We start from the raw sequence: 24,900 nt of genomic DNA, 5'->3' as shown, positions 1-24,900 counted from the left end.
GCGTACCTCTGCGCTTTCCTCAGCGTCCCTACCCTGCGGGAAGGCGTTCGCGTAGCGTCTCGTAGAGAAGCGCCTATGCGTTTAAAACCGCTAAGAATTAATTAAATGCTGTACTTAGTACACAAGTTTTACTTGATCATCAGCCGGGGATTTTTAAGATGACAACTCCGCTATCTTGCCGCAATTACATCGACGGTCAATGGTTGAGTGCTGTAGGGGAAGCAACTTTAGAAAGTCGCAACCCTGCGGACAAAACCGAAGTCGTTGCCACATTTCCCCGTTCCCAAGCTAAGGATGTAGATACAGCAGTAGCCGCCGCCCGTCAAGCCTACCGCAGTTGGCGCATAGTCCCGGCCCCAGCTAGGGCAGAATACATCTTTCGCGTCGGGGAAATATTACTCCAGCATAAAGAAGAACTTGCCCAATTAATCAGTCGGGAAATGGGTAAACCCCTGACAGAAGCCAGGGGAGATGTGCAAGAAGGTATTGACTGCGCCTTTTACACTGCTGGCGAAGGGCGGCGACTATTCGGGCAAACCACACCCTCGGAAATGTCCAATAAATTCGCCATGACTGTGCGAATGCCCATAGGAGTTTGTGCCTTAATTACTCCCTGGAATTTCCCTGTGGCAATTCCTTGCTGGAAAGCTATGCCAGCCTTGGTGTGTGGCAATACAGTCATCCTCAAACCTGCCGAGGATACCTCCGCCTGTGCAACTAAATTGATTGAAATTTTCCAACAAGCAGGTTTACCACCAGGAGTAATTAACTTGGTGCATGGTGTGGGAGAGGAGGCGGGGAAAGCTTTAGTTGAGCATCCCAATGTAGATTTGGTATCCTTTACTGGTTCTTCAGAAACGGGTGCTTTTGTTGGCGCTACTTGCGGACGTACTCACAAGCGCGTCTGTCTGGAAATGGGTGGTAAAAATGCCCAAGTGGTAATGGAAGATGCTGATTTGGAACTTGCCTTAGATGGTGCAGTGTGGGGAGCATTTGGGACAACCGGTCAACGATGTACGGCTACCAGTCGCCTAATTTTGCATCATGATATCAAAGAAAAATTTACCACCATGCTTTATGAGCGTACCAGTAAGTTACGCTTGGGTGCTGGCACTGACCCTAAAACAGATATTGGCCCGATTGTCAATGAAAAGCAACTCCAACAGGTGAGCAAGTATTTGGATATCGCCCGTGAGGAAGGAGCAAAGGTTTTAATTGGTGGAGAAATTGCGAGTGAAGGCGAATTGAAAAACGGTTATTTCTTTCAACCAACTATTTTGGATGATGTGACTCCTGATATGCGAGTTGCCCGTGAAGAGATATTTGGGCCAGTAGTGGCATTGATTGAGGTTAGCTCCTTTGAGGAAGCGATCGCAATTCTCAACGATAGCAATTACGGACTTTCTTCTTCAGTTTACACCCGCGATATCAACCGGGCTTTTACTGCTATGCGCGACATCGAAGCAGGTATCACCTATATTAACGGCCCTACTATTGGTGCAGAGGTACACTTACCCTTTGGTGGCGTGAAACAAACCGGTAACGGACACCGCGAAGCTGGAACTACTGCTTTGGATGTTTTCACAGAATGGAAAAGTGTTTATGTTGACTTTTCTGGAAGTTTGCAACGCGCTCAGATAGATAACCGCAGTTAATTTCGCAATAAGCGCGATTTTCAGCTGAGTAGACTATAAAAAAAGACCTAACCCCCAGCCCCTTCCCTTGTAGGGAAGGGGAGTAAACCTCAAAGCTTCTCTTTTTTTAGTGTTTTCAAGATGATTCCTGAAAATCCCAAAGAAAATAGTAACATTACCAGAGAAGATGAACTACTCTCTTCTTCCAGTCAACTAATAAATGGCTTAGATAGCATTAGATATCGTTTGCAAGGTGTTTCTATAAAACAAAATGTAGATGCTCTTTTAGAAGCATTTCAATATGGACAGAAAGGAATGGAGTTAGTTATCCAAGCATTGGATAATGACATCAGACAAGTCCGACAATCAGCTTTGCTTTTATTGTCTGATAGCACTGAAGTTACTGCCGGACAAGCCCTATGGAATTATCTACCCTTTGCAAAAATGCAATGCCTGCATACATTAACTGAATTTAATCTTGATTGCTACAATCCTGAACAACATCATCCATATTCTTTTGCGATCGCAGACTACAATAACACCCTGATTTGCTATTGGGATATCTATTATAAGGGATCTTTCGTTAATGTCTGGCATTTAGGAACAGGACAAAGCAAGAAAGATTTTAGGTTGGGTATGGCTCATGAATTTGCTTTAGGAAAAAGTGGCAGGGTGAGTATCATTAGCTTTCAGGACTTACTTTGGCCACTAGATATAGAAACACAAGAAAATATTGGAACTTTTCCCGATAACCTTATTCCTACTGTTCAAGCCCATCACCATTGCTTGGCTGTCTGCCCAACTAAACAGCCATTAGTTGCTACTGGCTATACTCAAGGCAGAACAGGAGAGTTAGAGATTTGGGATTATGAAACATCTACTCGTCGCCTCCATCATCAATTTCAAGATGTGGCTTTAATTCCTTATGATAATTCATGGAATCAATCAAAGTTAAACCTTTGGTTAACTACACCCTTTCTCTTCACCCCTGATGGAAAGTTCTTGGTTGCACGTTTCAAGCAAAGATTACAGAATAGGCTACAACTCTGGAATACCGAAACAGGAGAACTTATTCAAACATTAGATAATCTGCCTGCCCTGACAGTAAATTCACTTGCAACTCGCCTTGATGGGCAAATTTTGGCTTGCGGAATCCGGCACGACGAGGTATGTGTATGGGAATTGAAAAGCGATCGCATTCTCTATACATCTTCGGGTGTTGCTCCCTGCCTTATGAGTTCAGATGGTAGAGTTTTAATTTACTGTACAGACAATTACGAAATAGTTGTTTGGGATTTGGCAATGAACAGAAAATTATGCACCTTGCAGGGGCATACAGCGCCAATTGGTTATGTTGCCATGAGTAGCGATCGCGAGTTCATTGCTAGTTATAGCATTGATAGAACAATTAAAATTTGGGGAGTGCCAGAGCCAATTAATAGCTGTAGCAACCTGTAAACAACGTCCGAATTGAGAACACCTTATTTGCAAACAACTGGTAGTTTATCTAAGAAAAACCTTTGCTCATCCTCGTAACTTCTTGTGTACCTGCGCCAAATACCACATATAATCATCAATTTTGTACTGCTCAACAGCTTTAACTATATATTCGTGAGCTAAATCAACATTATTCTCAACTTCGTAATATAATGCCAAGTAAAGATGACTGTAAAAATTTCCCTTTATCCCTTCTGATTGACCAACAGTTAAAACGTCATCTGGTGTACAATCTCCCGAATACAAATCGTACACACTCTGCATGATGCGTCTAGGGTCATTTTTCACAGTTAGCAAAGAATTACGTGCCTCTTCAACACCTAACGAACGAGCTATGCAGAGATATCGCCATACTGTTTCTTCTGCATCTTGAGGATTCACAGTTAAATCTATTTCAAATTGTTGAGCGCCCTCAGCAAATCTTTCTGCATAATAATACGATAATCCCCGTTGCCAGAGGTAGGGTTTGATACGAGCATCGAGTTGCTCTGCTATGTCAAAATCTTGGATAGATTCATCAATCTTGGCCAGCTGAAAGTTTACCATGCCTCGACGAATGTAAGCATTGGGATTTTTCGGCTGATTGCGAATGGTTTCGTTCCAGCGCTGGAGTTGATTTTCCAGAGAATTTGAAAAAAACATGGGTTTGATCAGCTATTGAATTGGAGTTAGATGCAGTGAATGGTTTAGGGATTGCGATTATCTACATTACGACAAAAGGCGATCGCATTCAGCCGCTGCAAGATAAACTCTTAGGTTATTGCTAGCTTTAAAAAAAAATCCGCAGAATTACAAATGAGCGACCGCTGGACACTGACAGAAAAGAAAGCACTAGTTACAGGTGCTACCAAAGGCATTGGACTAGCTGTTGCCAATGAGTTCTTATCTCTGGGTGCAGAAGTCACAATTGTGGCACGGAATTCTCAGGATGTTGATCAACAATTAATTATCTGGCAACAAGCAGGATTACCTGCTTATGGAATTACGGCAGATGTTGCAACCCCTGATGGACGAAAAACCATTTTTGAGCAGGTTGGCAAAAGCTGGGATAAATTAGACATCCTGGTGAATAATGCGGGAACAAATATTAGTAAAAAAGTAGTAGAATACACAGCCGCTGAGTATGAGTTCATTATCCAGACAAACCAGATATCAATTTTTGAGATGTGCCGTCTGTTTTACCCTCTGCTTCAAAATGGGGAAAACAGCAGCATTGTGAATATAAGTTCTGTGGCGGGTTTAGTCTCGAACCGTACAGGCGCTCCTTATGGTATGACTAAAGCGGCTATAAATCAACTGACGCGATCGCTATCAGTTGAATGGGCCTCAGATCATATTAGGGTAAATACCGTAGCACCTTGGGCTATTCGCACGCCTCTAACTGAGTCTGTACTGGATAACCAAGATTTTCTCGAATTAGTTCTATCACAAACACCTATGGGAAGGGTTGGTCAACCAGAAGAAGTAGCGGGTTTAGTGGCATTTCTTTGTATGCCTGCGGCATCTTTCATCACTGGACAATGTATCACCGTCGATGGTGGATTTTTGGCTTTCGGTTTTTAAGTCTCAAACTGAGATCCATCCATGAGGTAGAAGAAACTACTTACAGAATTCAGTATTGTAGAATTTGTGTCTTAAAATCAGGAAAAAACGCTCGTGGTTCCCATTAGAGATAATAATCCGACAAAAATCACGCCTTATGTAACTTACGGATTGATTGCTGCCAACGTCCTCGCTTTTCTCTATGAAGCAAATCTTCCCCCACAAGCATTAAACGGATTTTTACACCTTGCGGCTGTCGTTCCACGAGAACTGACTTTAAGCTTTGCTGGTACTTCTCTACATCAACCAGTGCCAGAGTGGGCAACTTTGATTACCTCGCAATTCTTGCATGGTGGTTTCTTGCATTTAGCTGGCAATATGTTGTTTCTCTGGATTTTTGGTAACAACGTTGAAGATAAGTTAGGTCATGCCAAATACTTGCTGTTCTACTTATCTTGCGGTGTTTTGGCATCCTTAACCCAGTGGTTCTTCGCTCAAGATTCTAGCATTCCTTCTTTGGGTGCAAGTGGTGCGATTGCAGGTGTCATGGGTGCATACATTCTCCGCTTTCCTAACGCTGAAGTTCTCGGCGTAGTACCTTTAGGATTTTTCTTCCCGACTTTCCGCGTCCCCGCATATTTCTTTTTGGGATTCTGGTTTCTCGAACAAGCCTTCTACGGATTTGCTAGTCTCGAAACACGTACCAACATCGGTATGGAAAACGGCGGTATTGCCTACTGGGCCCATGCAGGTGGGTTTATCTTTGGGGCAATTCTCGGCCCACTGTTGGGTTTATTTAGCGATAAATCCCAGGAGGAATCTTGGTATAAGTAATTCTTCCTAGGATTATAGTGACCCTCAATTATACTGATTTATTTAATAGGTGAAATTGCTTAACCTTAGCAACTGCTAGCCTTACAAGCTATATTGCAGTTAATCAATAATTTAGGAAAAACACCTGTGTTTCCCCTCTACGACGAAAATCCCACGCGAATCACCCCGTATTTCACCTACGGGTTAATTGGCATGAATATTTTAGTTTTTATTCACGAGGCGAGCCTGTCACATGCACAATTGAATCAGTTTTTAAGTCAGTATGCAGTAATACCTCAAGAGTTAACCACCAATTTGAGTGGAGAGTGGATAACGTTATTTACGTCGCAATTCTTACACGGCGGTTGGTGGCATTTAATCTCTAATATGTTGTTTCTCTGGATTTTTGGCAACAATATTGAAGATCGATTGGGTCATGCCAAATATCTGATTTTTTATTTGGCGTGTGGTGCTTTAGCTGCCTTGTGCCAATGGTTCATTGGTATGAATTCTGAGATTCCTTCCTTGGGGGCAAGTGGTGCAATTTCTGGGGTTTTAGGTGCCTACATTATCCGCTTTCCCCACGCTAAAGTCATGACCTTAATATTTTTGGGGATTTTCATCACCACAATCAGAGTTCCAGCACTAGTAATAATCGGACTGTTTATTGTGCAAAATGTAATATCCGGTCTTGCTACCCTACAAACAGCCGCTAACATGACTGTGCAAACTGGTGGAGTTGCCTATTGGGCCCACATTGGTGGTTTTGTTTTTGGGATAATTCTTGCTCCCCTATTTGGGTTGTTTAGGCGCGACTAAGCAATTCAAAATTAAAATTTTCACTGTGCAACCTCGGAAAACAATTACCAGTTCGCCATCTACCTTTGCAATATTTGAGAAATTATTAGTTTTTGCTGGCACTGGCTGAAACTTCTTCAGATTTTTCTACCTCAGATGTAAATGTTGATGATTGTACAACTTGTTCAGGTACAGAAACGATGATATCAGCGCCATTGATAATTGCTCCCAATAACCCCAGTTCCGATTCAACCAATTGATCAATAGCCTCACCTAGCATGTTCTCTTCTGTATAGTGTGGTCGCGCCACTAGTACGATCCCATCGCTGTAAGGTTGGATTAACAAAGGGTCATTGGATATGCTGAGAGGACTAGTGTCCAAAATAACTAAATCAAAACGTTCGCGGACATCCTCGATCAGCCGCCGCATTTCGCTGGATTCAAGAATAGCAGCTGATTGCCGTACAGGGCCAGGGCTGGGAAGAATGTATAAATTTTCCACATCAGGAACTAAACGAATACATTCACTTAAGTTGGCGTAATAACGCAGGGGTTCAATAGTGGCGTCGGGGTCAGGAATTACTTTCAGGGATATACAACGGGAAGGCGATCGCAAATCTGTTTCGATAATCAAGGTTCTTTTACCAGCACGGGCTGAAGCTATACCCAAATTATATGCACTTGCCGTTTTACCTTCTTGGCTACTGGTGCTAGTAATCAACACCACCTTTAAGTTTTTACCACCAATCCGGCGCAAATTACTGCGGAATTTCTCATAAAATTCTAAATAAGGAGAATCCGCAGAAAGTAACACCGGCAATGCTTCTTTATCCAAATTATCAACCAGCATTAAAGGCAATTCTCCCAACAGTGCCACTTCCCGTTGCTTGAGGCTCTCGCGGATATCTTCCCTGGTTTTGAAAGTACCTTCCAGCGCTCCCAACAAAAATATGACGCCGCCACCAATCAATAGACCTAAGAAACCACCCACCGCAAGGGTAATAGGCACACTCTTGGGAGGTTTGGGATCGATCAAAACTGTGGGGCGTCTGGCAATGCTGAGGCTGCTGGTAGTTTCAGCCTCTGCGGTTTTAGCATCGGTTAACTTCACCTGCATTTGGTCATAGATGGCTTTTTTGAGTCCAACCTCCTGTTCTAAACGCGATCGCTCTAATTGCTTATTGGGTATCAGAGAATACTCGCGCCGTAGTTGCGCTTCTTGTTGGATTTCTTGGGCTAGTTGTTGTTGTAGTGTCTCCCGTTGAGTTTGCAACGCCACCATCTGGTTTGCCAATTGCTGGCGGGCTGGATCTAAGCTACTTTGGGTGCGAATACCTGCAATGCTACCCTGAAGCGGAGCCGCTGTGCCATCACCACCTAAGACCTCAGCGGCACGTTGTTGCAGCAATTCCTCAGCAGCTTGTTTTTGACGCTGCAACTGAATCATCGTTGGGTGTTCAGGTCGCAAATCTTTTCTGAGTACGGCAATTTGTGACTCACTTTGATAAATTTGCGCTCGCAAGTTACCAATAATTGGATCGGCACTCAAAGCAGAAGAAATATAAGCCTGTCCGACTGTTAAACCTAATTTATTTTGTAAACTGCGAACTTGACCATCAACCCCAGAAATAGTTAATTGCATTTGCCGTTGTAGATTTTGGCTGGCAGTAATGGCGCTTAACAAGCTGCCATTCTCCGCTGCTAATATTGCTGTTCGCTCTATGCGATCGTACTGTTCCAACTTCTTTTCAGCAACTTGCAGTTCTCGTTTAGCTTGTGGCGTGCGATCGTTAATCTTTTGAATAATTGCTTGTAATCGCCCAGTATTAATGTCACTGCTCAACTTAATCATTGCTTGCATCAATTCCGCCAAGACCTGTATACCTCGTTTGGCGTCACTATCTACATATTTCAGTTCCAAGATACTAGATTCCAATTCTCCAGTCCTAACGTTTTTTTTAGGAACAGAAAGGACTACATTGGCACCGAGCATTTTAGGTTTGACACCGACTTTCTCTGCCACTGTGGCAATTATCTGGTTTGATAATAAAACTTCTTCATTCAGTTCTTTTCCTTCCTGTTGGATTTGACTACCAGTTGCAGAGAAAGAAACTGGTGGACCGCTATAGGTAAGTGCGGCAGATGCTATATAGCTAGTAGGTGGCTCTGGTTGCATAGCCACTACAGTTGACCCTGCTACAACTAGAGCAAAACTAGCTAGTCCAATCCACTTGTATTTATCAAAAGCAATAAGATAGCGCTTAACAATTGGTGGGGTCATGGTCGCTTCGCTCCAATTCAAAATTCAGGCATTCAAAATTCAAAATTAGGAAGCACCAAACTAAAGATAGTGGCTTTGATATCAGGACGCTATCAACTTTCTACTATATATATCGGTTGATATCTTTAATATTTTTCCATTAACGAATTCAAAGACAAGTTGGAGATGTGGCTTCCTCCACTCCCAACTATTTACAGATTGTATCCTTCTTTTATAGTCACTAATTAGATCCACCGCCACCGAAATTGTCAAAAAACCGGAGAAAGGATTGAACATTGAAGAAAGGTTGGGTAACGGTAGTCAGGAAATTAGTAATTCTACCGATGAGATTCCGACCAACAATAAGAACATCATTATCTTGAAGCGCCACATTTTGAGACGCATCGCCTCCTAGAGCTTTTTTAGCATCAAGTTTCTGGGTAACAGCTTTACCTCGTTCAGGATCAAAACGAACCAGAGCGATATCTCGGAGGTTAGCAGTGTCGAGATTTACTCCTCCCAAAGCATCGACAAATGTACTACCGTTAGGCAGCGCTTGAATGGAAAGACCTCCGGCAGCATAGTTTAAAACTCGGACTCTAATCTGTGGTGTGGCCAAGGATGAACGTGCGACCAAATTGCGGTCATAACCGTCATCATTACCAACTTCACGACGGGGGACGAGTATGGCATCTCCGTCTTGTAAGCGTAAGTTAGGGATTGAACCGCCATTTTGCAGTGCTGCATATAAGTCAATAGTTTGTGAAATCACAGAACCATCGATTAACTTGCGGCGGACTTGTATTTGTCGCAGATCTGCATTCAACGTTGAACCACCAGATATTAGCAAGGCATCAGCAACGCGGGGTGTTGTTGAATTAATCGGATAAATTCCTGGTCGAAATATTTCCCCGCTAATGGTAACTTGAACTGGTCGCGTCCCTGCCAAGGATACTACTACGATTGGATCTGGCAAAATGCGACTTAAACCCAAGCGAATTTTTTCTTGAGCTTCTTCCAAAGTCAAACCTTGTAATGACACCGTTCCCACTTGTGGCACTATGATGTTTCCTTCTGGACTAATTACAGCTTGAAAACTTAAGTCTTGACGCTGCGTTGCTAGGGCTAAAACTATTACTGGATTAACTACATAACGATTTAAACCTAAGCGAATTTTTTCTTGAGCTTCTTGCAAAGTTAAACCTTGTAAGGAAACTGTTCCCAGTAACGGCACTACAATATTACCTTCTGGGTTGATTAAAGCTTGAAAGCTCAAATCTGGAAAGCGCTGAACCGAAACGCTAATTCCATCTCCTATTCCTAAGCGGTATGGGCCAGGAGGACGCTGAAGCACAACGCCAATTATATCTCCTGGGCCCAAGAGGTAGCGGCTGAGTTGGGGGGAAATTTGGTCATTTGCACCTGGAGGTACAACCTCAGTACCTGGCAGAGGCGAGGGAGGTTGCCCTCGTAATTGTCCTTGAGATGGAAAAGGTTGGGCAACAACAAGTTGGATAGGTGTTGTTAAGAAAACTCCTACTTGAAGACTGACAAAACACAGGGCGCTGAATCCACGCATATAAGAACTGGGATCTATAAACATCGGTGCAGAAAATACTGATATAGGAATTAGTCGCGCCGAGTGGTTATTTTACTCTAAAAAAGTCCTAGATGTCTCTTTTATCTGTAAGTATTTACCAAGAACAAAGAGAAGAATTTTGCTAAATTTAATTTCTAACTTCATATTGTTAACATCTTTTAGCTAAGTTTCAGCCTGAACGCAATTTATAGAGATACTGTTGATGAATCTCTGCACAACGGGATCTATAACAGACTCTACAAAGGGCCTGCCATCAAAACAGCTTGCACTGTTTCCCCGATAGACTGGGCTAAAGACCAAGATGTTTCTACCTGCCCCAAAGGTTCCATTGGAATTAGAATGCTCACGCCCACCCAAGGAGTGCGTTGCTTGTGCCACTGTGCCAATTGATCCGCCAAGAACCAGTGTAAAGGTGATGAATTTCCGCCGTCTGGCATAGCGTACCATTGCAAGACAGCGAAGGTTTGCTGTGGTGTGGCGGCGCGAAAAAACCTAGCTTCTACTTGGGTTTTGACATTAGAAGTCAACTTTGCAGGTGGTTTGACAGTAAATTCAGCAGAACGAGATTGAGCTACATCCCACTTTCCCCAGCGTGACCTTCCCCAGCCGTTAACGTCTGTCCACTCTACCTCTGGTTGATCCATAGGCCCATTTTGCGGCAGCAAAAGCAGGATTGCCTGGGATTGCGAACCTTCTTTTTTAATTACCTGCAAAGACCATTTATGTTCGCCAATTTGCTGTTCTGCTTGTTCAATGGTTTGCCAACCAGGAAGGGCTAACCCAGTCTTGCGGATCTGTTTTAACTCGTTGAGGGTAGTAACCGGTGGCGGCTGTTTCCATTGCCAGTGTCCTGTTAGGTATCCGGGAACCCCTCCCATTGCCAACAAGAGTAGCAATAATAAAAGTGCTGCTACCTGACTCAATTGGTTTTCTTTGAAAAACTTGGAGAAGGAAATCATCAGTAAAATTCATAATACTTAGGCAAAATTTTACTTTATAAAATCACACGATGAGTTCAGTAATATTTATGACTTAGGCATCAACAACGAAAAGTTCAGAGACTAAGAGTAGAGAAGAAGCAGGGGAGCAGGGGAAATGGTTCTAACTTTCTTCTTCTTGCTCAGTTTCTGGAGATGCAGAAAAATAGTTATAAATCCAATTCAGTAAGGGCACTAATGACACCAGCATACAAGCAGAGTAGAGGTCACCACCCCAACCCTCATGCAGCCATTTAAAAGCCGCTTCTTGACCTGTGCCGTGAAAGAAAGTCAGTAAAGTATTACGAATGATATTCGCACTAATACTAATGATCACAGCAATAGATAAAAACGATATAGTTGTGCGGCGTGAAGAGAAAGCGTCTGTCCAATAAAGCAGCATCAAGCCTACGTAGAGAGTCGTGAACAACATTTTCAGCCCTGCACAATAGGGGGCAACTTCCACAATCCGTCCTCCCACGTAGAGATTTATCTCATTTACGGTTACGTCCATACCAAATTGATTCAGTATGAAGCCTGCGGTGCCAGCAATGAAGCTTTGGAGAGGCAAGGTATAGGGAGCAATGAGATAGGGTGCTGCTGTTGGGGTTGCGAGAAATACTAGTAGCAGGGGGAATCCTTGCGCTCGCAAACCTGATATTCCCTTAAACCACAAGCATAATCCTACCAATATAACGGGCAAGGAAAGGTTGACCCACTCTGTAACACCACTAAGATAAAATACTGCCCCGAATAACAAGAAAACAGCGCCCAAAGGATGGATGGTATCTGGCAAACGTGTCCACTTTTTCCGGTTCATCCAGCCCAGATAAGCCGCAAATGGTAAACCAATAATCCCGTGACTGAAATATTCGTGTTCTGTACTGATATTTTTGTGCAGCCAACCATCCAACCAATGCAGCAATATAGGAGCATAAAGCAGCAGCAAAACGCCTAAAATAGCTAGATTTAACAAGCCTGAGGCGTTTCTGTTTTTAACCTGTTGCTGGAGTACCATGATTTTCAGTAATTCAAAAACTGTCAGTGTTGAAGGGGGAGTAGTCAGAATTAAGTTCAGGCTACCACGCTGCCAAGGTCAGCAGTGGAGGGTTTATCTGCCTGAGAATTTGTTGAAACTGCATGAGCGATCGCAGCTACAACTTCTTTGACTTTGCTACTGCTCAAACCAGGATACATCGGTAATGATAATATTTGCTGTGACAGTTTTTCTGCTTGAGGAAAATCTCCAGGCTGATAGCCTAAGTTGGTGAATGCTGGCTGGAGATGACAAGGAATTGGGTAGTGAATGCCAGTTTGAATTCCTACTGCTGTGAGTTTTTCCTGGAGTTGCTGGCGTTCTATGGGGCAAAAATCATCAATTTTAATGACATAAAGATGATAAACGTGTCCTGTACCACTTTGATTTTCCATAGGGATAATCCCAGCAGTTGCCAAAGGTGCTAGTTCGCTATCATACTGCTGGGCAATAGTCAAGCGATCGCGATTCCACTGTGGCAAATATGGTAGTTTCTGGTGCAAAACTGCTGCTTGTAAAGTATCCAAGCGGCTATTTGTACCTGCTTCAGTATGAAAATACTTTTGCGATGCACCATAATTTCGCAAGCGCACCATCTTTTGGGCTACATCTGAATCTCGTGTCAGTAACATTCCTCCATCCCCAAATGCTCCCAAATTTTTGCTGGGATAGAAACTAAAAGCTGCTGCTATTCCTACTGAACCAGCGTGATATCCGTCTCTTTGGGCGAGGTGTGCTTGGGCCGCATCTTCAAAAATTAGTAGTTTGTAGGTATCGGCAAAGTTCAATAGTTCATGTGGTGATACCATCTGACCATAGAGATGCACAGGGATAATTGCTTTGGTATGAGGCGTAATTGCCTTTGCTGCTTCTCTTAAGTCAATTAAAGCTGTTTGGCTCACGCAATCTACCAGAATTGGCTTGGCGCCAGCGCGTAGCACGCCAATCAAGGTTGCGACAAAAGTGTTTGCGGGTAAAATCACTTCATCGCCAGCACCAATATTACACGCTTGCAATCCGAGAGCGATCGCATCTGTTCCTGATGCAACACCAACTCCATATTCTGCCCCAGACACTGCCGCAAATGCTACTTCAAAATCTGAAAGTGCTTGCCCTAAAATAAAATCTCCCTGTTCCAATACAGATTGGATTGCATCTTGCAATTGCGTTTGAATTGGTTCGTGTTGTAACTTCAGGTCTACAAAAGGAACTCTAATAGTCATTTTATTCATTACCAGTTGTCCTCAAAAAGAGATTTACTCGGATGGAAAAATAGAAAAGCTTGCACATTTTCAGTGTGAAATTGTAATAGGTTCAATCTATCGGATGGAGAGTTATATAAACTATCTAAGATTGTCAGCCATCGATGCTAGCTGTTATCGGTAAAAATGGCTATAAAGATTACATGAATATATTTTTTATAAGTAAATTTACGCTAAATATTGCCAGAGGAATTTTCCCTTCGATATATAAAGAATGACAGACTTTCGGTATTGTATCCTTAGCATTAGCTTACCCTGACTGAATCCAAATCTAACGCAGTCTAATTGCAAAATCTCAAGCAATAGAGACTATACCAGTTCTAAACCGAGAACAATCAGCACCAGTAAATAGTAACTGGTAAAGACCGTATTGCCGACTTAATGGAAGGGGTAAAAAATTTTTGCCCCAAACTTGTTTGTCAGAGGCAAAATTAGGGAATGCTTAAAAATAGCAATTGATAACCTAGAAATAGGACTTGTATCAATTACAGGATCGAGAAATTATTAAGGTAGCAGTGGCAATGATAGAGCCTGAAAACAAATTATTTGCCCTAAAGGATGGTTGGGATTCTCATGAATCAAGAGAACAACAACGCCTCAAAGCTTTGTCAGATTTAGGTTTGCGGCAACCTGAAACGATTCCGGTTTTTGAAGAAGCCACACAGACTGCTGCCCACTTTTTGGAAGCACCAATTTCCATATTGGGATTTGTGGATCAAGAACGCCACTGGTTCAAGTCGGCGGTGGGCTTATCTAGGCTGGGACTTATGAATCATTTGGCACAAAGCCGTCAACTCTCACGCCGGGAATCTTTTTGCACTCAGGTAGTAGAGAGTTTTCAAGTATTTGTAATTAATGATACACATAAGCTGACAGATCCAGTCCTTACTAGCAGTAAGTTGGTGCAGGATTATGGTATTCGTGCTTACTTAGGAGCGCCACTGATTGATGCCGAGGGACATTGTTTGGGTGCATTGGCGGTAATGGATTTAGTACCGCGCAATTTTACAACCCGAGACATTGAATTTTTACAAATCATAGCTCGTTGGAGCATGAGTGAATTTGAACGTAATCGACTTCTGCAACGGAAACTCGAATCAAGCACTCCCAAGAGCGCTCCTATATTTTCACTCAATGACGAACGTAACACTGAGATCAAAATCACCGCACCCACTAAAGATAGTGATTCTGTTTCTACCAAGCAACTGAAACTGGAACTTTTGGGTCAGCTAACTCAGGAGTTACGCACGCCCTTAACATCTGTACTCGGTATGGCTAGTGTTTTAGGACGTGAGATTTATGGGCCTTTGACGACTAAGCAGAGAGAATATTTGGAAATTATCCAACACAGTGGTCGGTACTTACTTTCCCTAGTAAACGAAATTACCGAGCTAGGAGCTATGGATGAAAACTCTACTGTGCTAAATCTAGCTCCTGTGGATATCGAAATGCTATGTCAACAAGCTATCAATACCCTAGAAGAAGTCGCTAATCGCCGCGATCAAGATATTCGCCTCTCTATAGAACCGGGACGCAATCGGATTTTGCCTTTAGATAAAGACAAGGTGCGGCAAATCCTCTATCACCTGGTTTTCAGTGTGATTCAACTTTCGGCTACAGGTAGCATTGTTCGCATTCATGTCTCTTACAAGGAAGATACGCTCAACATTACTATTTGGGTTTCTCATCCTTGGTTGGGGGACGGGATAACTGAAGTTGATCCCTACTTCCGTCTCAATTCTTTGTCGCTGCTAGAACTTACAGGTGAAGTAGCAACCTACACTACTCATACAGAAAACCAGGAGCAGCCCGATACTTCATCAGTAGTAGTGGACAATTCAAAAAACTTGAGTGATTCCCACTCAAAATTCTTTGCTGCTAGTTCCGGTATAAATTTAGCTAAATCACATGGAAGTCTTTCTCGTGAAAGCTTGGGTCTATTGCTAAGTTGTCAGCTGGCAGAATTGCATAGTGGACAAATTTTGATTCAAGGTTCACCAGAATCAGGATATCGTTATGTGCTTTCTTTGCCACTGCAACTGGCGACTCCTTCACAAATAATTAGCGATGTCTGATCACAATCTCTAGGAAACAGGTGACAAGTGATAGTAGATGGAAACTCAAGAATAGGGATTGGCAAAAAGGTGTTTTCATGTATTTGTTGTGTACTAAGTACATGAAGGGCTATAGGAATACGATTTGATTTATGAAAAAATCTAAGTATGTGTAGGGTGTGTTATCGCCGAGAGTACGGCACCAAAGTCTTCAGATGGTGCGTTAGCCAGAGGCATAACGCAACGCCAGTCCGCTCAAGTCGGGAAACCCACCCACGCGGCTGGCTCCCCTACGTATATTTCAAAAATCAAATATGAATCCTATATCTTAACTTAGTATTGGCTGAAGTAGTTTCGGATTAAAGTAGTGGCTGATGGCTAAGAATAAGAGCGCCATCACGCGATGTGCAATCTCTGTTATTACCTTTTTATAGCCATAGGCATTATGATCAATTCCAAGTTCTGCGTCGGCAGACTAATTGATCGCAATGTATTTTATGAATTTAGTCTGGCAACGATTTACTTTATCATCTTTACCGCTCAAAGAATATCTTGCTACCAGTTACGTACATCGTTCTTTGGTCGGACTGTTAAGTCCTTGGCGGCAAAGCAGCGTCTTACTCCAGTGGGGAGATGCGATCGCAGCGGCTTTACTCAGCTTAATATATGCCCTTGCACCTTTTGCTTCGAGTACATTGGTGGGCTTGTTGCTGGTGGCTTGTGTGGGATTTTGGCTGTTGTTGACTTTATCTGATGAAGTAACACCCGCAAATGTCTCCTCAGTCACTCCCGTTCACCTGCTGGTATTGCTCTACTGGGGAATTGCCGCAGTCGCAACAGCATTATCACCGGTGAAAAAGGCGGCGCTTAACGACTTGGGAACGTTGACCTTGTATTTGCTACTATTTGCCCTTTGTGCCAGGGTATTAAGGTCGCCTCGCCTCCGGTCGTGGATTATCATTCTTTATCTGCACGTATCGTTAATTGTCAGTGTATATGGGTTGCGGCAATGGTTTTTTGGAGCCACAGCACTGGCAACTTGGGTTGATCCAGAATCTCCTCTGTCTAAGACTACAAGAGTCTACAGTTATTTAGGCAATCCCAACTTATTGGCTGGATACCTCTTACCAGCAGTAATTTTCAGTTTGGTGGCAATTTTTGCATGGCAAAGCTGGCTCAAAAAAGCTTTAGCATTAACGATGTTAATTGTCAATACTGCCTGTCTGATTCTGACTTTTAGTCGTGGCGGTTGGATTGGACTAGTGGTAGCAGTTTTGGCTGTGATGGCATTACTAGTTTATTGGAAAAGCTTAGAAATGCCTCGTTTTTGGCGTACTTGGTCACTACCGATTGTCTTGGGAGGTTTGATTGGCATATTGGTGCTAGCAGTGATATTTGTAGAGCCAGTCCGCCTGCGAGTGTTCAGTATTTTTGCTGACCGCAAAGATAGCAGTAATAATTTTCGCCGAAATGTGTGGGATGCTGTCTTTGAGATGATTCGCGATCGCCCGATTTTCGGCATTGGGCCCGGTCACAACTCTTTTAATAAAGTTTATCCCCTCTATCAACACCCTCGTTACACTGCTTTGAGTGCCTATTCGATTTTGTTTGAAGTGACTGTAGAAACTGGCTTTGTTGGTTTAGCCTGCTTTCTCTGGCTAATAATTGTCACATTTAATACGGCATTTTTGCAAGTGCGACGATTGCGACAATTCAGAAGTGGAGAGGGATTTTGGTTAATTGGGGCGATCGCTATTTTGTTGGGTATGCTAGCTCACGGCACCGTAGATACTGTCTGGTATCGTCCTGAAGTCAATACCCTCTGGTGGCTCATTGTTGCCTTAATTGCCAGTTACTGGACACCTTTAGCTCAAAACCAGACAAATTCATCTAACTCAGAACCAACAGTAAACTAACACCGATAAGTTGTCAGTTGTTTTTGTACTGAACAACTGACAACTGACATTTTTGACTTTTGTAGACGGATCGCAACTTGTCAAAGCATATTTTGAGTTGCTTGTACCGATTTGAAAAATTATTCCGACAGATGGATTCACAAAGCTCAGACGTAGAAGATGATTCTCAATCCAAAATCCAAAATCCAAAATCCAAAATCCAAAATAGTATTAGTCCCTGTAGGTAGTCGCCCCTGGTGCATTAGGGTCACTATAACGGGTAGGTTCGTCCTCACGCTTTTTGCCAGCCAAACCAGCCAAACCAGCTAGACCAATTAATCCTAGCCAACCCCAATTAAAATCGTTGCGATCGGAAGTGGTCGTTGTTGGAGCAGTATTCGCTCCGGTGTCAGTAGTCGTCTGAGCTTGTGCGGATAGAGTTAAGGGTAAAATTCCCATACTCAAGGTGAGAACGCCAGCGCCAGCAGCTCTAATGAAATTACTTTTCATAAGTTGTGACAATTCCTTATGCCATCCAAAGTTACTCACCACTGTATCAAGTCTCAACCTTAGCAAAATCAATCTGCGGCTATAAACTAGGCATTTTCATAACTCACGCTATGGATATACAACGTGCTTTTACAGCAATCCATTTCTCACTCTGGTGTGGTAGTTCGACGACACTGACCCTTAATAGCTTTTCATTGCCCGTTGAATATCACGCTGGTCTTGGCGTCGTTTCAGGTCTTCTCGCTTATCGTGGAGCTTTTTACCTTTGCCAAGGGCTATACTCACTTTTACCCAACCTCGTTTGAGATACATTTTCAAAGGGATTAAAGTTAAACCCTGCTGTTCTACTTTGCCAATTAGCTTGCGGAGTTCTTGGCGATGCAACAGCAGCTTGCGTGTGCGCCGTGGTTCATGATTGAAATATTGTCCACTAGCGTTATAAGGCGAGATATGCACATTGATCAACCATGCTTCGCCATTGCGAAGCAAAGCATAGCCATCTTGGAGATTGACTTTACCCGCACGAATCGACTTAACCTCGGTTCCTGTCAATTCAATTCCGGCTTCGTAAGTTTCCAGAATTTCATACAAATAACGGGCTTGACGGTTGTCGCTAATAACTTTGTAACCTTCGTTCTTGTCGCTCATTGATAATTTTGTGTGCTTTAAATGTACCTAAAAAATTATTTGGATTGCCTTATGAATTATAGGGTGTATCTTATAACCGCTATAAATGCTGAACTGTATATCACTAATTTAACTTTTCTAAGTTCGTAATTAAAACTTTTCTGGCAACTTTAAGTTACGTGGAGCCAATAATCATTAGTGATTGGCTAAGTACTAATGACAAACAGAGAAGTCTGAGCGGAGGCTTCTGACCATCATAACTTCGGGGGCAAAGAATAAAAGATATTGATACTTACTAGAGAAGACGCAAAGAGTTGGTACGCGGTGAGGAAGTCGGAGTCTTCTCCAAGTAGAGCAAGTGGCGTGAAACATTAAGAGCGATAGCGCAGCCTCAACTCTACCAGAGGCTGCGCCAACGAGTCCGCCTCCCTTGCGCCTCTTGTAGAAAGCGTCTGGCTGTTTCCGTCGAGTCTGTTAGCGCAGCGTAAAGCCTGCGGCATGGCTTATCTACGAGACGCTACGCGAACGCTTAGAGCGACTGTGCGTACCGTCACCCGTCCCTTGCTCGGCGACCAGAGAAAAGGACGACGCACAGAGTCGTCAGTTTTCACAACAAGGGTGAGCGAATGGTCTCTCGCTTGCGAATTCATTCGTGGAGGCAAAAAAATAAATTCTTTATTTGAATAAAGAAACTACCCTTTCGGTTGTGCTTTGCAGTACAGATATGGGATTACTTTGCGTTACTGCGTCTAAGAATCTCCGTGTCTTCTCAATTAACTTTTGGGAAATTATTAATGTATGTCAATATTAATTTACACTATGTTGAGCGTTTGCTCTGCCTTATTTATGAGTTGTTACAAATTACAAAGCTCTCTGTGCGTCCCAAGCACAGGGAGTCAAAGGTGAGTTAAACTTTGTTAACCTTCCTAAAGATTTAAGATTTTCTTTATAAATCAACCCTGAGGGCATCCATTAGCTGGTAATCCTGTCATAGTATGAAACATAAGAACACTATTCTTGCCTGTGTTCACTGTCGAAGTGCGTAGAAGCAAATTTCTGAGTAAAAAAATGCTAGGGGTGTATTGTCCATGCCCTTGACGATCCTTGTAGTGGATGATGATTTGGGCACTCGTCTGTCTGTTAGCGACTATCTTGAACTGTCTGGCTACTCGGTGATCACGGCTAATGATGGTCAAGAGGCTTTGGTTATGGTGGATGACTATCATCCTGATTTAATTGTCACAGATATAGTCATGCCACAGATGAATGGCTATGAACTAGTGCGCCGGGTGCGTCAACAACCAGTGTTTCGTTTATTGCCTGTAATTTTATTAACTGCCCGAACTAAGACCCAGGAAAGAATTATGGGCTACCAGTCAGGGTGCGATTTATACTTACCCAAGCCTTTTGAACTGGAAGAGTTAGCAGCAGCAATTCGCAATCTTTTGGAGCGATCGCAAATCATTCAATCGGAATACCGATTTTCTCATAAAGAGAGTTTGGGCATTTCCGCCTCAACAAAAGCGATGGACACCCATAATTCTTTGTCCACTCAAATTCAGAAATCCCACTTGCACTCATCTCTAACTCAAAGAGAACAGGAAGTCCTAGAGTTATTGACTCATGGTCTTTCTAATGCCGAAATGGGTCATCAGCTACACCTGAGTCCTCGAACAGTGGAAAAGTACGTTAGCAGTTTATTGAGAAAAACCTCAACCAGTAACCGAGCGGAATTAGTGCGTTTTGCGATTAAGCATGGTCTGGTGGAATAAAAAAGTGAGGAGTTAGGAGCAAAGTCAAAGACGCTGCGCCTCAGGTGAAGAGTGAGGAGTTAACAAGAGAAGAGGTAACTCCTAACTCCAAACTCCTAACTCCTAACTCCAAACTCCTAACTTTAGCTTATTGGTTTTTGGCTGGTAACGTATGTGAGCAGACCTTCACAAGCATCGATCAGTAAATCAATAACCTGATTAAATCCCTGTTGACCACCGTAATAGGGATCTGGAACTTCCTTTAGAGTGTGTCGAGAGCAAAACTCGCACATCAAACGCACTTTTTGCTGATACTGCTTAGTTTGATCAAGAGCGAGGATATTCTCATAATTTTCTTGATCCATCGCCAAAATCAAATCAAAGTCTTGAAAGTCTGACTTTTGAAACTGGCGGGCTCGACCACGCAGTTTAATTCCCAACTTTGTAGCAGCCGCAGCACTCATGCGTCTGTCAGGTGGGCTACCAATGTGATAACTAGATGTACCAGCAGAGTCACAGACGATGTGTACGCTTTTGGCGTCGGCATAGCCATCCCTCAAGCCAGCCTGCTCAATTAGATGATTCATAATGTTTTCTGCCGATGGCGATCGGCAGATGTTACCTAAGCAGACAAACAGCAACTTGTAAGGCATAAATATTCCGCTTCACGGAGTCCATCGCCCAAAGTCAAACAATTTTGGATAATGGAAAAGCCGATTTTGGATTGACCCCGACCACTTTGGGTAGGGGCTTGAAGATTTTAAATTTTGGATTTGTTGCGCCCATGCTTAGACGGGGCATGAACCGAAATAATTTTTAACACTTTGGCTGCGCTCAGTGTTAAAGCCGAGCGGAGTCGAGGCTTTAATTCTTCAATCCAAAATCTAAAATCTAAAATCTAAAATCTAAAATTGGCACAGTCAATAGTCTAGAGTAATTGATTTTTTGACTCTTGACTTTTGAATACCACGTGCTTCTCCTGTTCAAAAACGCTCTTGCTAGCAAGCTTTAAGAATAAGAGTACAAGTCGAGCATCACCCACCCACTGCACTAGTGACTCTTGACTAAAATCCAGGTAACTCCAACCCACTGGTTAATTCTTCCATACGTTCCCGCATTGTTGCAGTGGACTTGGTGTAGGCTTCTTTCATTGCCACTGTCACAAGATCGGAAAGTACTTCTGCACCTTCCCCTAAAGCATCTGGAGAAATTTCCACCCGCTTGGGTTCTTGGTTCCCACTGACAATCACCTTAACCAGACCACCGCCAGATTCTCCTTGAATCTCCATTTGCTCCAATTCTTCTTGGAGTCGCTTTGCGCCTTCTTGAACTTGCTGCGCTTTCTTAAAAGCCTCGGCCAGTTCCTTCATTTTCCCTAAGCCAAAGCCGAATCCCTGTCCTTTTCCTGTCATAATTATTTGTACGCGTGCGCGTTGAATAACAAATCAAATTCAATTATAGATGCGGTAAGTAATTTGCCTCTTTTTTTACCAATAATTAATGCGTCATAGAATTGGGCATGGGGCATTGGGCATTGGTTACATCGCATCTTTAATGATCTCCCTCATCTCCCCAGTTCCCAATCCCCATCCCTTGAATTGAAAGTTTCAACAAGCACCTTGAAACTCTCCGAGCATTTTGACTTCTGGCTCTAAGCAAATAGACCAACGTTCTTGTACCTGATGTTGGATGTGGCGAATGAGACAGAAGATATCACTAGCTTTTGCTCCACCACGGTTAACGATAAAATTAGCATGGAGTAATGCTACTTGTGCTCCACCAATTTGGTAGCCTTTCAGACCAGTTTGTTCAATTAACCAGCCAGCACTGTAAGGTTTGGGATTGCGGAACACACTGCCACAACTGGGAAAGTTATATGGTTGGGTACTCAACCGATGTTTTTTGTGTTGTTTGGTGATTGCCACAACTTTTGCTGGGTCGGCACCTGGCGCGAGTTGTAAGGTGGCTTGGGTGACTATGCCTTGGCGACGCCTCTCCGTTCGCGCAGCGTCTCCGCCAGGAGAAGGAGACTCGCCACCTTGCAATAATGAAGTCCGGTAGCTATAACCTAACTGTTCTAGCGTAAGAGTCTCCAATGTACCGTCGGGTGAAAGTACCTGGGCACTAACTAACATATCTGCGATACAGCTATTATGTGCCCCTGCATTCATCACCACGGCACCTCCTGCTGTTCCAGGGATACCAACAGCCCACTCCAATCCTTGCCACCCTAATTCTGCTGCCGCCCATGCCAAGCTAGGAATTGATTCTCCAGCAGCAACGGTTAATTGACCTGTTTGGGGGTCAAAGTTGCTGAAGCGGAGATGACGAGTAGCAATGACTAAGCCTGATATACCGCCATCGCTCACTAGCAAGTTAGAACCTGCTCCCAGTGTTGTCACCTTTAAATCACGTTCTTTTGCGTATTTAAGACTTGCTTGCAGTGCTTCTAAGTTTCGGGGGGCAACGTACAAATCAGCCGCTCCTCCAACTCTATAGGAAGTAAACGCTGACAAGGAAGCCTGGGACTTGATCGCACAATCAGTATTTGGTAAGTAAATTACTTCACTCTCCACCGAATTAGTTGTTTGGTGTTTCTTTGTATTCAAAGCAGAAACTGTGCAGACGTTTCCAGCTGCCTGGGAAATTGTCATCTTTACTTTGTATTGGTAAAATTTTTACATTTATTTACCGCAAAGATACGGTAATAGAGTTAACTTATGGAACCGTTGCTAGAGGGGTGCTTTGCTCAGAAATAAAACCTTGCAAAGTCTCCACTTAAGATGTGGCCTTAGCCGGCTCACAAAGGGTCGTAATTACTTCAGGAATCACCTGATTCAAGTTCCCGGCCCCCAAAAACAGCGCCAAGTCTCCTGGGCGTAGTGTTTGTAGCAAAAACTGAGACACTGAGGCTAAAGTTGGTTGATAAACTACCTGCGAATGCTGTTTAGCAATTTCCGCTGCTAGATGTTCACCAGTAATTTGCCCTAAATTGGGTTCGCCTGCACTGTAAATATCAGTCAGCACAACCAAATCAGCATGGGTAAAGGACTCGGCAAATTCTTCTAAAAAGGTCAGTGTCCGGCTATAGCGATGGGGTTGGAAGATGGCAACCACTCTTTGCCCTGGTCTTGCTTGTAAACGTGCTGCGGCGAGAGTAGCGCGAATCTCGCTGGGGTGATGAGCATAATCATCAATGAAGGTAATACCATCAACTTCACCCCGGAACTCAAAGCGGCGTCTTGCTCCTTCAAAGGTGGCGATACCTTTGGCAATTGCTCCAAATTCTAAGCCCAAGGCGCGACCAACAGCCACTGCTGCTAGAGCATTGCTGAGATTGTGCCGACTTAGCAACCGCAACTTCAACACGCCCAAAACTTTGCCTCGTTCCCAAACTAAAGCCGTGGTGCCATCAGCACGATAATCAATATTAGTAACGGTGTAGTCAGCGTCGGTATCTGAGTGTAAGCTGTAGCTGATTGTGGGTTGCAAGCGATCGCGCACTGTAGCACAGTCAATACTACCTATTAAAGTTTTACAACCCTTAGCAAATGTCTGGAAGATGTCAATTACTTCTTCTAATGTATCGTAATGGTCAGGGTGATCGAGTTCAATATTGGTGATGATGCCAATCTCTGGAGCGTGTTTTACCAAGGAACCATCAGATTCATCTGCTTCGGCTACCAAATATTGGCTTTGTCCTAATCGAGCATTACCTTCCCAAGCATTGACTTCGCCACCTACTATAATCGTTGGGTCTAGACCTGCTTCCAAAAGCATATACCCAATCATGCTACTAGTTGTAGTTTTGCCGTGTGTTCCTGCCACTGCAATACTGTAGTAATCGGAAATTAAGGCGGCTAGTACATCTGAACGATGTAAAATTGGGCAACCTAATTCCAGCGCTGCTTTGTATTCTAAATTGTTTGTGTTTATTGCTGTTGAACAAATGACTTGAGGCAGTTTTGAGTTAGTAGCAGTAGGTAATTGTTCTTGTGAATTTAATACTACTGCATTCGCCAATACCTGAGGGCGAAAGAATTCGAGATTGCTTGCCTCTTGTCTACCAAAAATATGAGCACCGATAGATTCTAACTTGTGCGTAATGTGGTTAGGACGAAGATCCGAACCTGATACTGGAAATTGACGCTTGGCAAGAACGTATGCCAGAGCAGACATACCTATACCACCGATGCCAATGAAATGAAATGGTCTACCACTAAAATCTACAGAATTAGTCATTTATTGCTCCTCTTACACCACACCACACCATAATCACAAATGACACGCGTATCATAACAGGAATTTGATTTTATACCGTAACTGCTCCTATATTATGTTTATGTTTAATGCCCAGATGTAGTTTCCGCTCTGGTTTTGCTTGTTCAGAATGATTTTACCTTGGTTGGAGGTTTTTGCTATTTTTGAACTGTTCTTAAGATTATTCTGAAAATTTTGGCCGCATCGGGAAAGAAATTCTTGTAATGTCAAATACATATTTTTGGCTACCTTACTGGAATTGGCTACATCATACATTGTTAGTGAAACTGATTTTAAATTGCATCAAGTTTAAGCGTGAATTGACTACAATAGTACATTGGTAATGAAACTATTTTTCAATTGCATAAAACCCAGGCATAACTG

General features: G+C 43.2%; 20 protein-coding genes. 8 read left to right on the top strand and 12 right to left on the bottom strand.

Going from position 1 to position 24,900, the window contains the following annotated elements:
* The first annotated feature begins 158 nt into the window (after positions 1 to 158).
* Together V7K30_RS08070 and V7K30_RS08065 are read left to right on the top strand one after the other, a co-directional pair.
* Positions 159 to 1,655 (top strand): aldehyde dehydrogenase family protein, encoded by a 1,497-nt coding sequence (locus tag V7K30_RS08070; RefSeq protein WP_334998587.1) that lies wholly within the window; start codon positions 159 to 161, stop codon positions 1,653 to 1,655.
* Positions 1,656 to 1,775: 120 nt separating this feature from the next.
* Complete coding sequence (locus V7K30_RS08065) at positions 1,776 to 3,092, top strand: WD40 repeat domain-containing protein (RefSeq protein ID WP_334998586.1); 1,317 nt, start codon at positions 1,776 to 1,778, stop codon at positions 3,090 to 3,092.
* A gap of 66 nt (positions 3,093 to 3,158) precedes the next feature.
* On the opposite strand, the gene V7K30_RS08060 is transcribed toward V7K30_RS08065, so the two are convergent.
* Positions 3,159 to 3,773, bottom strand: a complete 615-nt coding sequence (locus tag V7K30_RS08060) for a tetratricopeptide repeat protein (RefSeq protein ID WP_334998585.1) — start codon at positions 3,771 to 3,773, stop codon at positions 3,159 to 3,161.
* Positions 3,774 to 3,926: 153 nt separating this feature from the next.
* Here V7K30_RS08060 and V7K30_RS08055 point away from each other — a divergent pair, with 153 nt between their 5' ends.
* The 3 genes from V7K30_RS08055 to V7K30_RS08045 all read left to right on the top strand — a co-directional run bounded on the left by V7K30_RS08055 (position 3,927) and on the right by V7K30_RS08045 (position 6,305).
* Entirely contained in the window at positions 3,927 to 4,694 is a 768-nt protein-coding gene (locus tag V7K30_RS08055) for an SDR family oxidoreductase (RefSeq protein ID WP_334998584.1), read from the top strand.
* 93 nt (positions 4,695 to 4,787) lie between these two features.
* Positions 4,788 to 5,507 (top strand): rhomboid family intramembrane serine protease, encoded by a 720-nt coding sequence (locus V7K30_RS08050; protein ID WP_334998583.1) that lies wholly within the window; start codon positions 4,788 to 4,790, stop codon positions 5,505 to 5,507.
* A 126-nt stretch (positions 5,508 to 5,633) separates the two neighbouring features.
* The gene (locus tag V7K30_RS08045; protein ID WP_334998582.1) at positions 5,634 to 6,305 is read left to right on the top strand and encodes a rhomboid family intramembrane serine protease; all 672 of its coding nucleotides are present in this window, start codon (positions 5,634 to 5,636) and stop codon (positions 6,303 to 6,305) included.
* Positions 6,306 to 6,390: 85 nt separating this feature from the next.
* On the opposite strand, the gene V7K30_RS08040 is transcribed toward V7K30_RS08045, so the two are convergent.
* The 5 genes from V7K30_RS08040 to V7K30_RS08020 all read right to left on the bottom strand — a co-directional run bounded on the left by V7K30_RS08040 (position 6,391) and on the right by V7K30_RS08020 (position 13,389).
* Positions 6,391 to 8,565, bottom strand: coding sequence for a GumC family protein (locus V7K30_RS08040; protein WP_334998581.1), 2,175 nt, complete (start codon positions 8,563 to 8,565; stop codon positions 6,391 to 6,393).
* Positions 8,566 to 8,785: 220 nt separating this feature from the next.
* Complete coding sequence (locus V7K30_RS08035; RefSeq protein WP_334998580.1) at positions 8,786 to 10,147, bottom strand: polysaccharide biosynthesis/export family protein; 1,362 nt, start codon at positions 10,145 to 10,147, stop codon at positions 8,786 to 8,788.
* A gap of 233 nt (positions 10,148 to 10,380) precedes the next feature.
* The gene (locus V7K30_RS08030; RefSeq protein ID WP_334998579.1) at positions 10,381 to 11,103 is read right to left on the bottom strand and encodes a cyanoexosortase B system-associated protein; all 723 of its coding nucleotides are present in this window, start codon (positions 11,101 to 11,103) and stop codon (positions 10,381 to 10,383) included.
* 142 nt (positions 11,104 to 11,245) lie between these two features.
* Positions 11,246 to 12,139, bottom strand: coding sequence for a cyanoexosortase B (gene crtB / locus V7K30_RS08025; protein WP_334998578.1), 894 nt, complete (start codon positions 12,137 to 12,139; stop codon positions 11,246 to 11,248).
* A 56-nt stretch (positions 12,140 to 12,195) separates the two neighbouring features.
* Positions 12,196 to 13,389 carry a DegT/DnrJ/EryC1/StrS family aminotransferase gene (locus tag V7K30_RS08020; RefSeq protein WP_334998577.1) on the bottom strand — a complete coding sequence of 398 codons (1,194 nt, stop codon included), beginning with the start codon at positions 13,387 to 13,389 and terminating at the stop codon, positions 12,196 to 12,198.
* A 551-nt stretch (positions 13,390 to 13,940) separates the two neighbouring features.
* On the opposite strand from V7K30_RS08020, the gene V7K30_RS08015 reads away from it, so the two are divergent.
* Together V7K30_RS08015 and V7K30_RS08010 are read left to right on the top strand one after the other, a co-directional pair.
* Positions 13,941 to 15,494 carry a GAF domain-containing sensor histidine kinase gene (locus tag V7K30_RS08015; protein ID WP_334998576.1) on the top strand — a complete coding sequence of 518 codons (1,554 nt, stop codon included), beginning with the start codon at positions 13,941 to 13,943 and terminating at the stop codon, positions 15,492 to 15,494.
* Between the two features lie 476 nt (positions 15,495 to 15,970).
* A complete protein-coding gene (locus V7K30_RS08010; RefSeq protein ID WP_334998575.1) occupies positions 15,971 to 17,389 on the top strand; it encodes an IctB family putative bicarbonate transporter in 1,419 nt (472 codons plus the stop codon).
* Positions 17,390 to 17,599: 210 nt separating this feature from the next.
* Here the strand turns inward: V7K30_RS08010 and V7K30_RS08005 are convergent, their stop codons facing one another.
* Both V7K30_RS08005 and smpB read right to left on the bottom strand, forming a co-directional pair.
* A complete protein-coding gene (locus V7K30_RS08005) occupies positions 17,600 to 17,878 on the bottom strand; it encodes a WGxxGxxG family protein (protein WP_334998574.1) in 279 nt (92 codons plus the stop codon).
* Between the two features lie 180 nt (positions 17,879 to 18,058).
* Entirely contained in the window at positions 18,059 to 18,526 is a 468-nt protein-coding gene (gene smpB, locus V7K30_RS08000) for an SsrA-binding protein SmpB (RefSeq protein ID WP_334998573.1), read from the bottom strand.
* 1,067 nt (positions 18,527 to 19,593) lie between these two features.
* On the opposite strand from smpB, the gene V7K30_RS07995 reads away from it, so the two are divergent.
* Positions 19,594 to 20,277 carry a response regulator transcription factor gene (locus tag V7K30_RS07995; protein ID WP_334998572.1) on the top strand — a complete coding sequence of 228 codons (684 nt, stop codon included), beginning with the start codon at positions 19,594 to 19,596 and terminating at the stop codon, positions 20,275 to 20,277.
* 122 nt (positions 20,278 to 20,399) lie between these two features.
* Here V7K30_RS07995 and V7K30_RS07990 read toward each other — a convergent pair whose 3' ends face one another.
* The 4 genes from V7K30_RS07990 to murC all read right to left on the bottom strand — a co-directional run bounded on the left by V7K30_RS07990 (position 20,400) and on the right by murC (position 24,498).
* Positions 20,400 to 20,909: a low molecular weight protein-tyrosine-phosphatase gene (locus tag V7K30_RS07990; RefSeq protein WP_334998571.1), complete on the bottom strand. Its 510-nt coding sequence runs from the start codon at positions 20,907 to 20,909 to the stop codon at positions 20,400 to 20,402.
* Positions 20,910 to 21,320: 411 nt separating this feature from the next.
* Entirely contained in the window at positions 21,321 to 21,668 is a 348-nt protein-coding gene (locus V7K30_RS07985) for a YbaB/EbfC family nucleoid-associated protein (protein WP_334998570.1), read from the bottom strand.
* Between the two features lie 195 nt (positions 21,669 to 21,863).
* Complete coding sequence (gene murB / locus V7K30_RS07980) at positions 21,864 to 22,910, bottom strand: UDP-N-acetylmuramate dehydrogenase (protein WP_334998569.1); 1,047 nt, start codon at positions 22,908 to 22,910, stop codon at positions 21,864 to 21,866.
* 124 nt (positions 22,911 to 23,034) lie between these two features.
* Positions 23,035 to 24,498: a UDP-N-acetylmuramate--L-alanine ligase gene (gene murC, locus V7K30_RS07975; protein WP_334998568.1), complete on the bottom strand. Its 1,464-nt coding sequence runs from the start codon at positions 24,496 to 24,498 to the stop codon at positions 23,035 to 23,037.
* Positions 24,499 to 24,900 lie beyond the last annotated feature (402 nt).

The organism is Nostoc sp. (assembly GCF_036917655.1).
GTDB lineage: Bacteria > Cyanobacteriota > Cyanobacteriia > Cyanobacteriales > Nostocaceae > Nostoc.
This window is presented reverse-complemented; position numbering and strand designations above follow the sequence as displayed.

What these genes read in the sequence shown, in the direction of transcription:
- V7K30_RS08015 (WP_334998576.1), top strand. Translation starts at nt 13,941, where the DNA reads ATGATAGAGCCTGAAAACAAATTATTTGCCCTAAAGGATGGTTGGGAT.
- V7K30_RS08070 (WP_334998587.1), top strand. Translation starts at nt 159, where the DNA reads ATGACAACTCCGCTATCTTGCCGCAATTACATCGACGGTCAATGGTTG.
- V7K30_RS08065 (WP_334998586.1), top strand. Translation starts at nt 1,776, where the DNA reads ATGATTCCTGAAAATCCCAAAGAAAATAGTAACATTACCAGAGAAGAT.
- murC (WP_334998568.1), bottom strand. Translation starts at nt 24,498, where the DNA reads ATGACTAATTCTGTAGATTTTAGTGGTAGACCATTTCATTTCATTGGC.
- V7K30_RS07985 (WP_334998570.1), bottom strand. Translation starts at nt 21,668, where the DNA reads ATGACAGGAAAAGGACAGGGATTCGGCTTTGGCTTAGGGAAAATGAAG.
- smpB (WP_334998573.1), bottom strand. Translation starts at nt 18,526, where the DNA reads ATGAGCGACAAGAACGAAGGTTACAAAGTTATTAGCGACAACCGTCAA.
- V7K30_RS07990 (WP_334998571.1), bottom strand. Translation starts at nt 20,909, where the DNA reads ATGCCTTACAAGTTGCTGTTTGTCTGCTTAGGTAACATCTGCCGATCG.
- V7K30_RS08030 (WP_334998579.1), bottom strand. Translation starts at nt 11,103, where the DNA reads ATGATTTCCTTCTCCAAGTTTTTCAAAGAAAACCAATTGAGTCAGGTA.
- V7K30_RS08010 (WP_334998575.1), top strand. Translation starts at nt 15,971, where the DNA reads ATGAATTTAGTCTGGCAACGATTTACTTTATCATCTTTACCGCTCAAA.
- V7K30_RS08060 (WP_334998585.1), bottom strand. Translation starts at nt 3,773, where the DNA reads ATGTTTTTTTCAAATTCTCTGGAAAATCAACTCCAGCGCTGGAACGAA.
- crtB (WP_334998578.1), bottom strand. Translation starts at nt 12,139, where the DNA reads ATGGTACTCCAGCAACAGGTTAAAAACAGAAACGCCTCAGGCTTGTTA.
- V7K30_RS08005 (WP_334998574.1), bottom strand. Translation starts at nt 17,878, where the DNA reads ATGAAAAGTAATTTCATTAGAGCTGCTGGCGCTGGCGTTCTCACCTTG.
- V7K30_RS08035 (WP_334998580.1), bottom strand. Translation starts at nt 10,147, where the DNA reads ATGTTTATAGATCCCAGTTCTTATATGCGTGGATTCAGCGCCCTGTGT.
- V7K30_RS08020 (WP_334998577.1), bottom strand. Translation starts at nt 13,389, where the DNA reads ATGAATAAAATGACTATTAGAGTTCCTTTTGTAGACCTGAAGTTACAA.
- murB (WP_334998569.1), bottom strand. Translation starts at nt 22,910, where the DNA reads ATGACAATTTCCCAGGCAGCTGGAAACGTCTGCACAGTTTCTGCTTTG.
- V7K30_RS07995 (WP_334998572.1), top strand. Translation starts at nt 19,594, where the DNA reads ATGCCCTTGACGATCCTTGTAGTGGATGATGATTTGGGCACTCGTCTG.
- V7K30_RS08055 (WP_334998584.1), top strand. Translation starts at nt 3,927, where the DNA reads ATGAGCGACCGCTGGACACTGACAGAAAAGAAAGCACTAGTTACAGGT.
- V7K30_RS08040 (WP_334998581.1), bottom strand. Translation starts at nt 8,565, where the DNA reads ATGACCCCACCAATTGTTAAGCGCTATCTTATTGCTTTTGATAAATAC.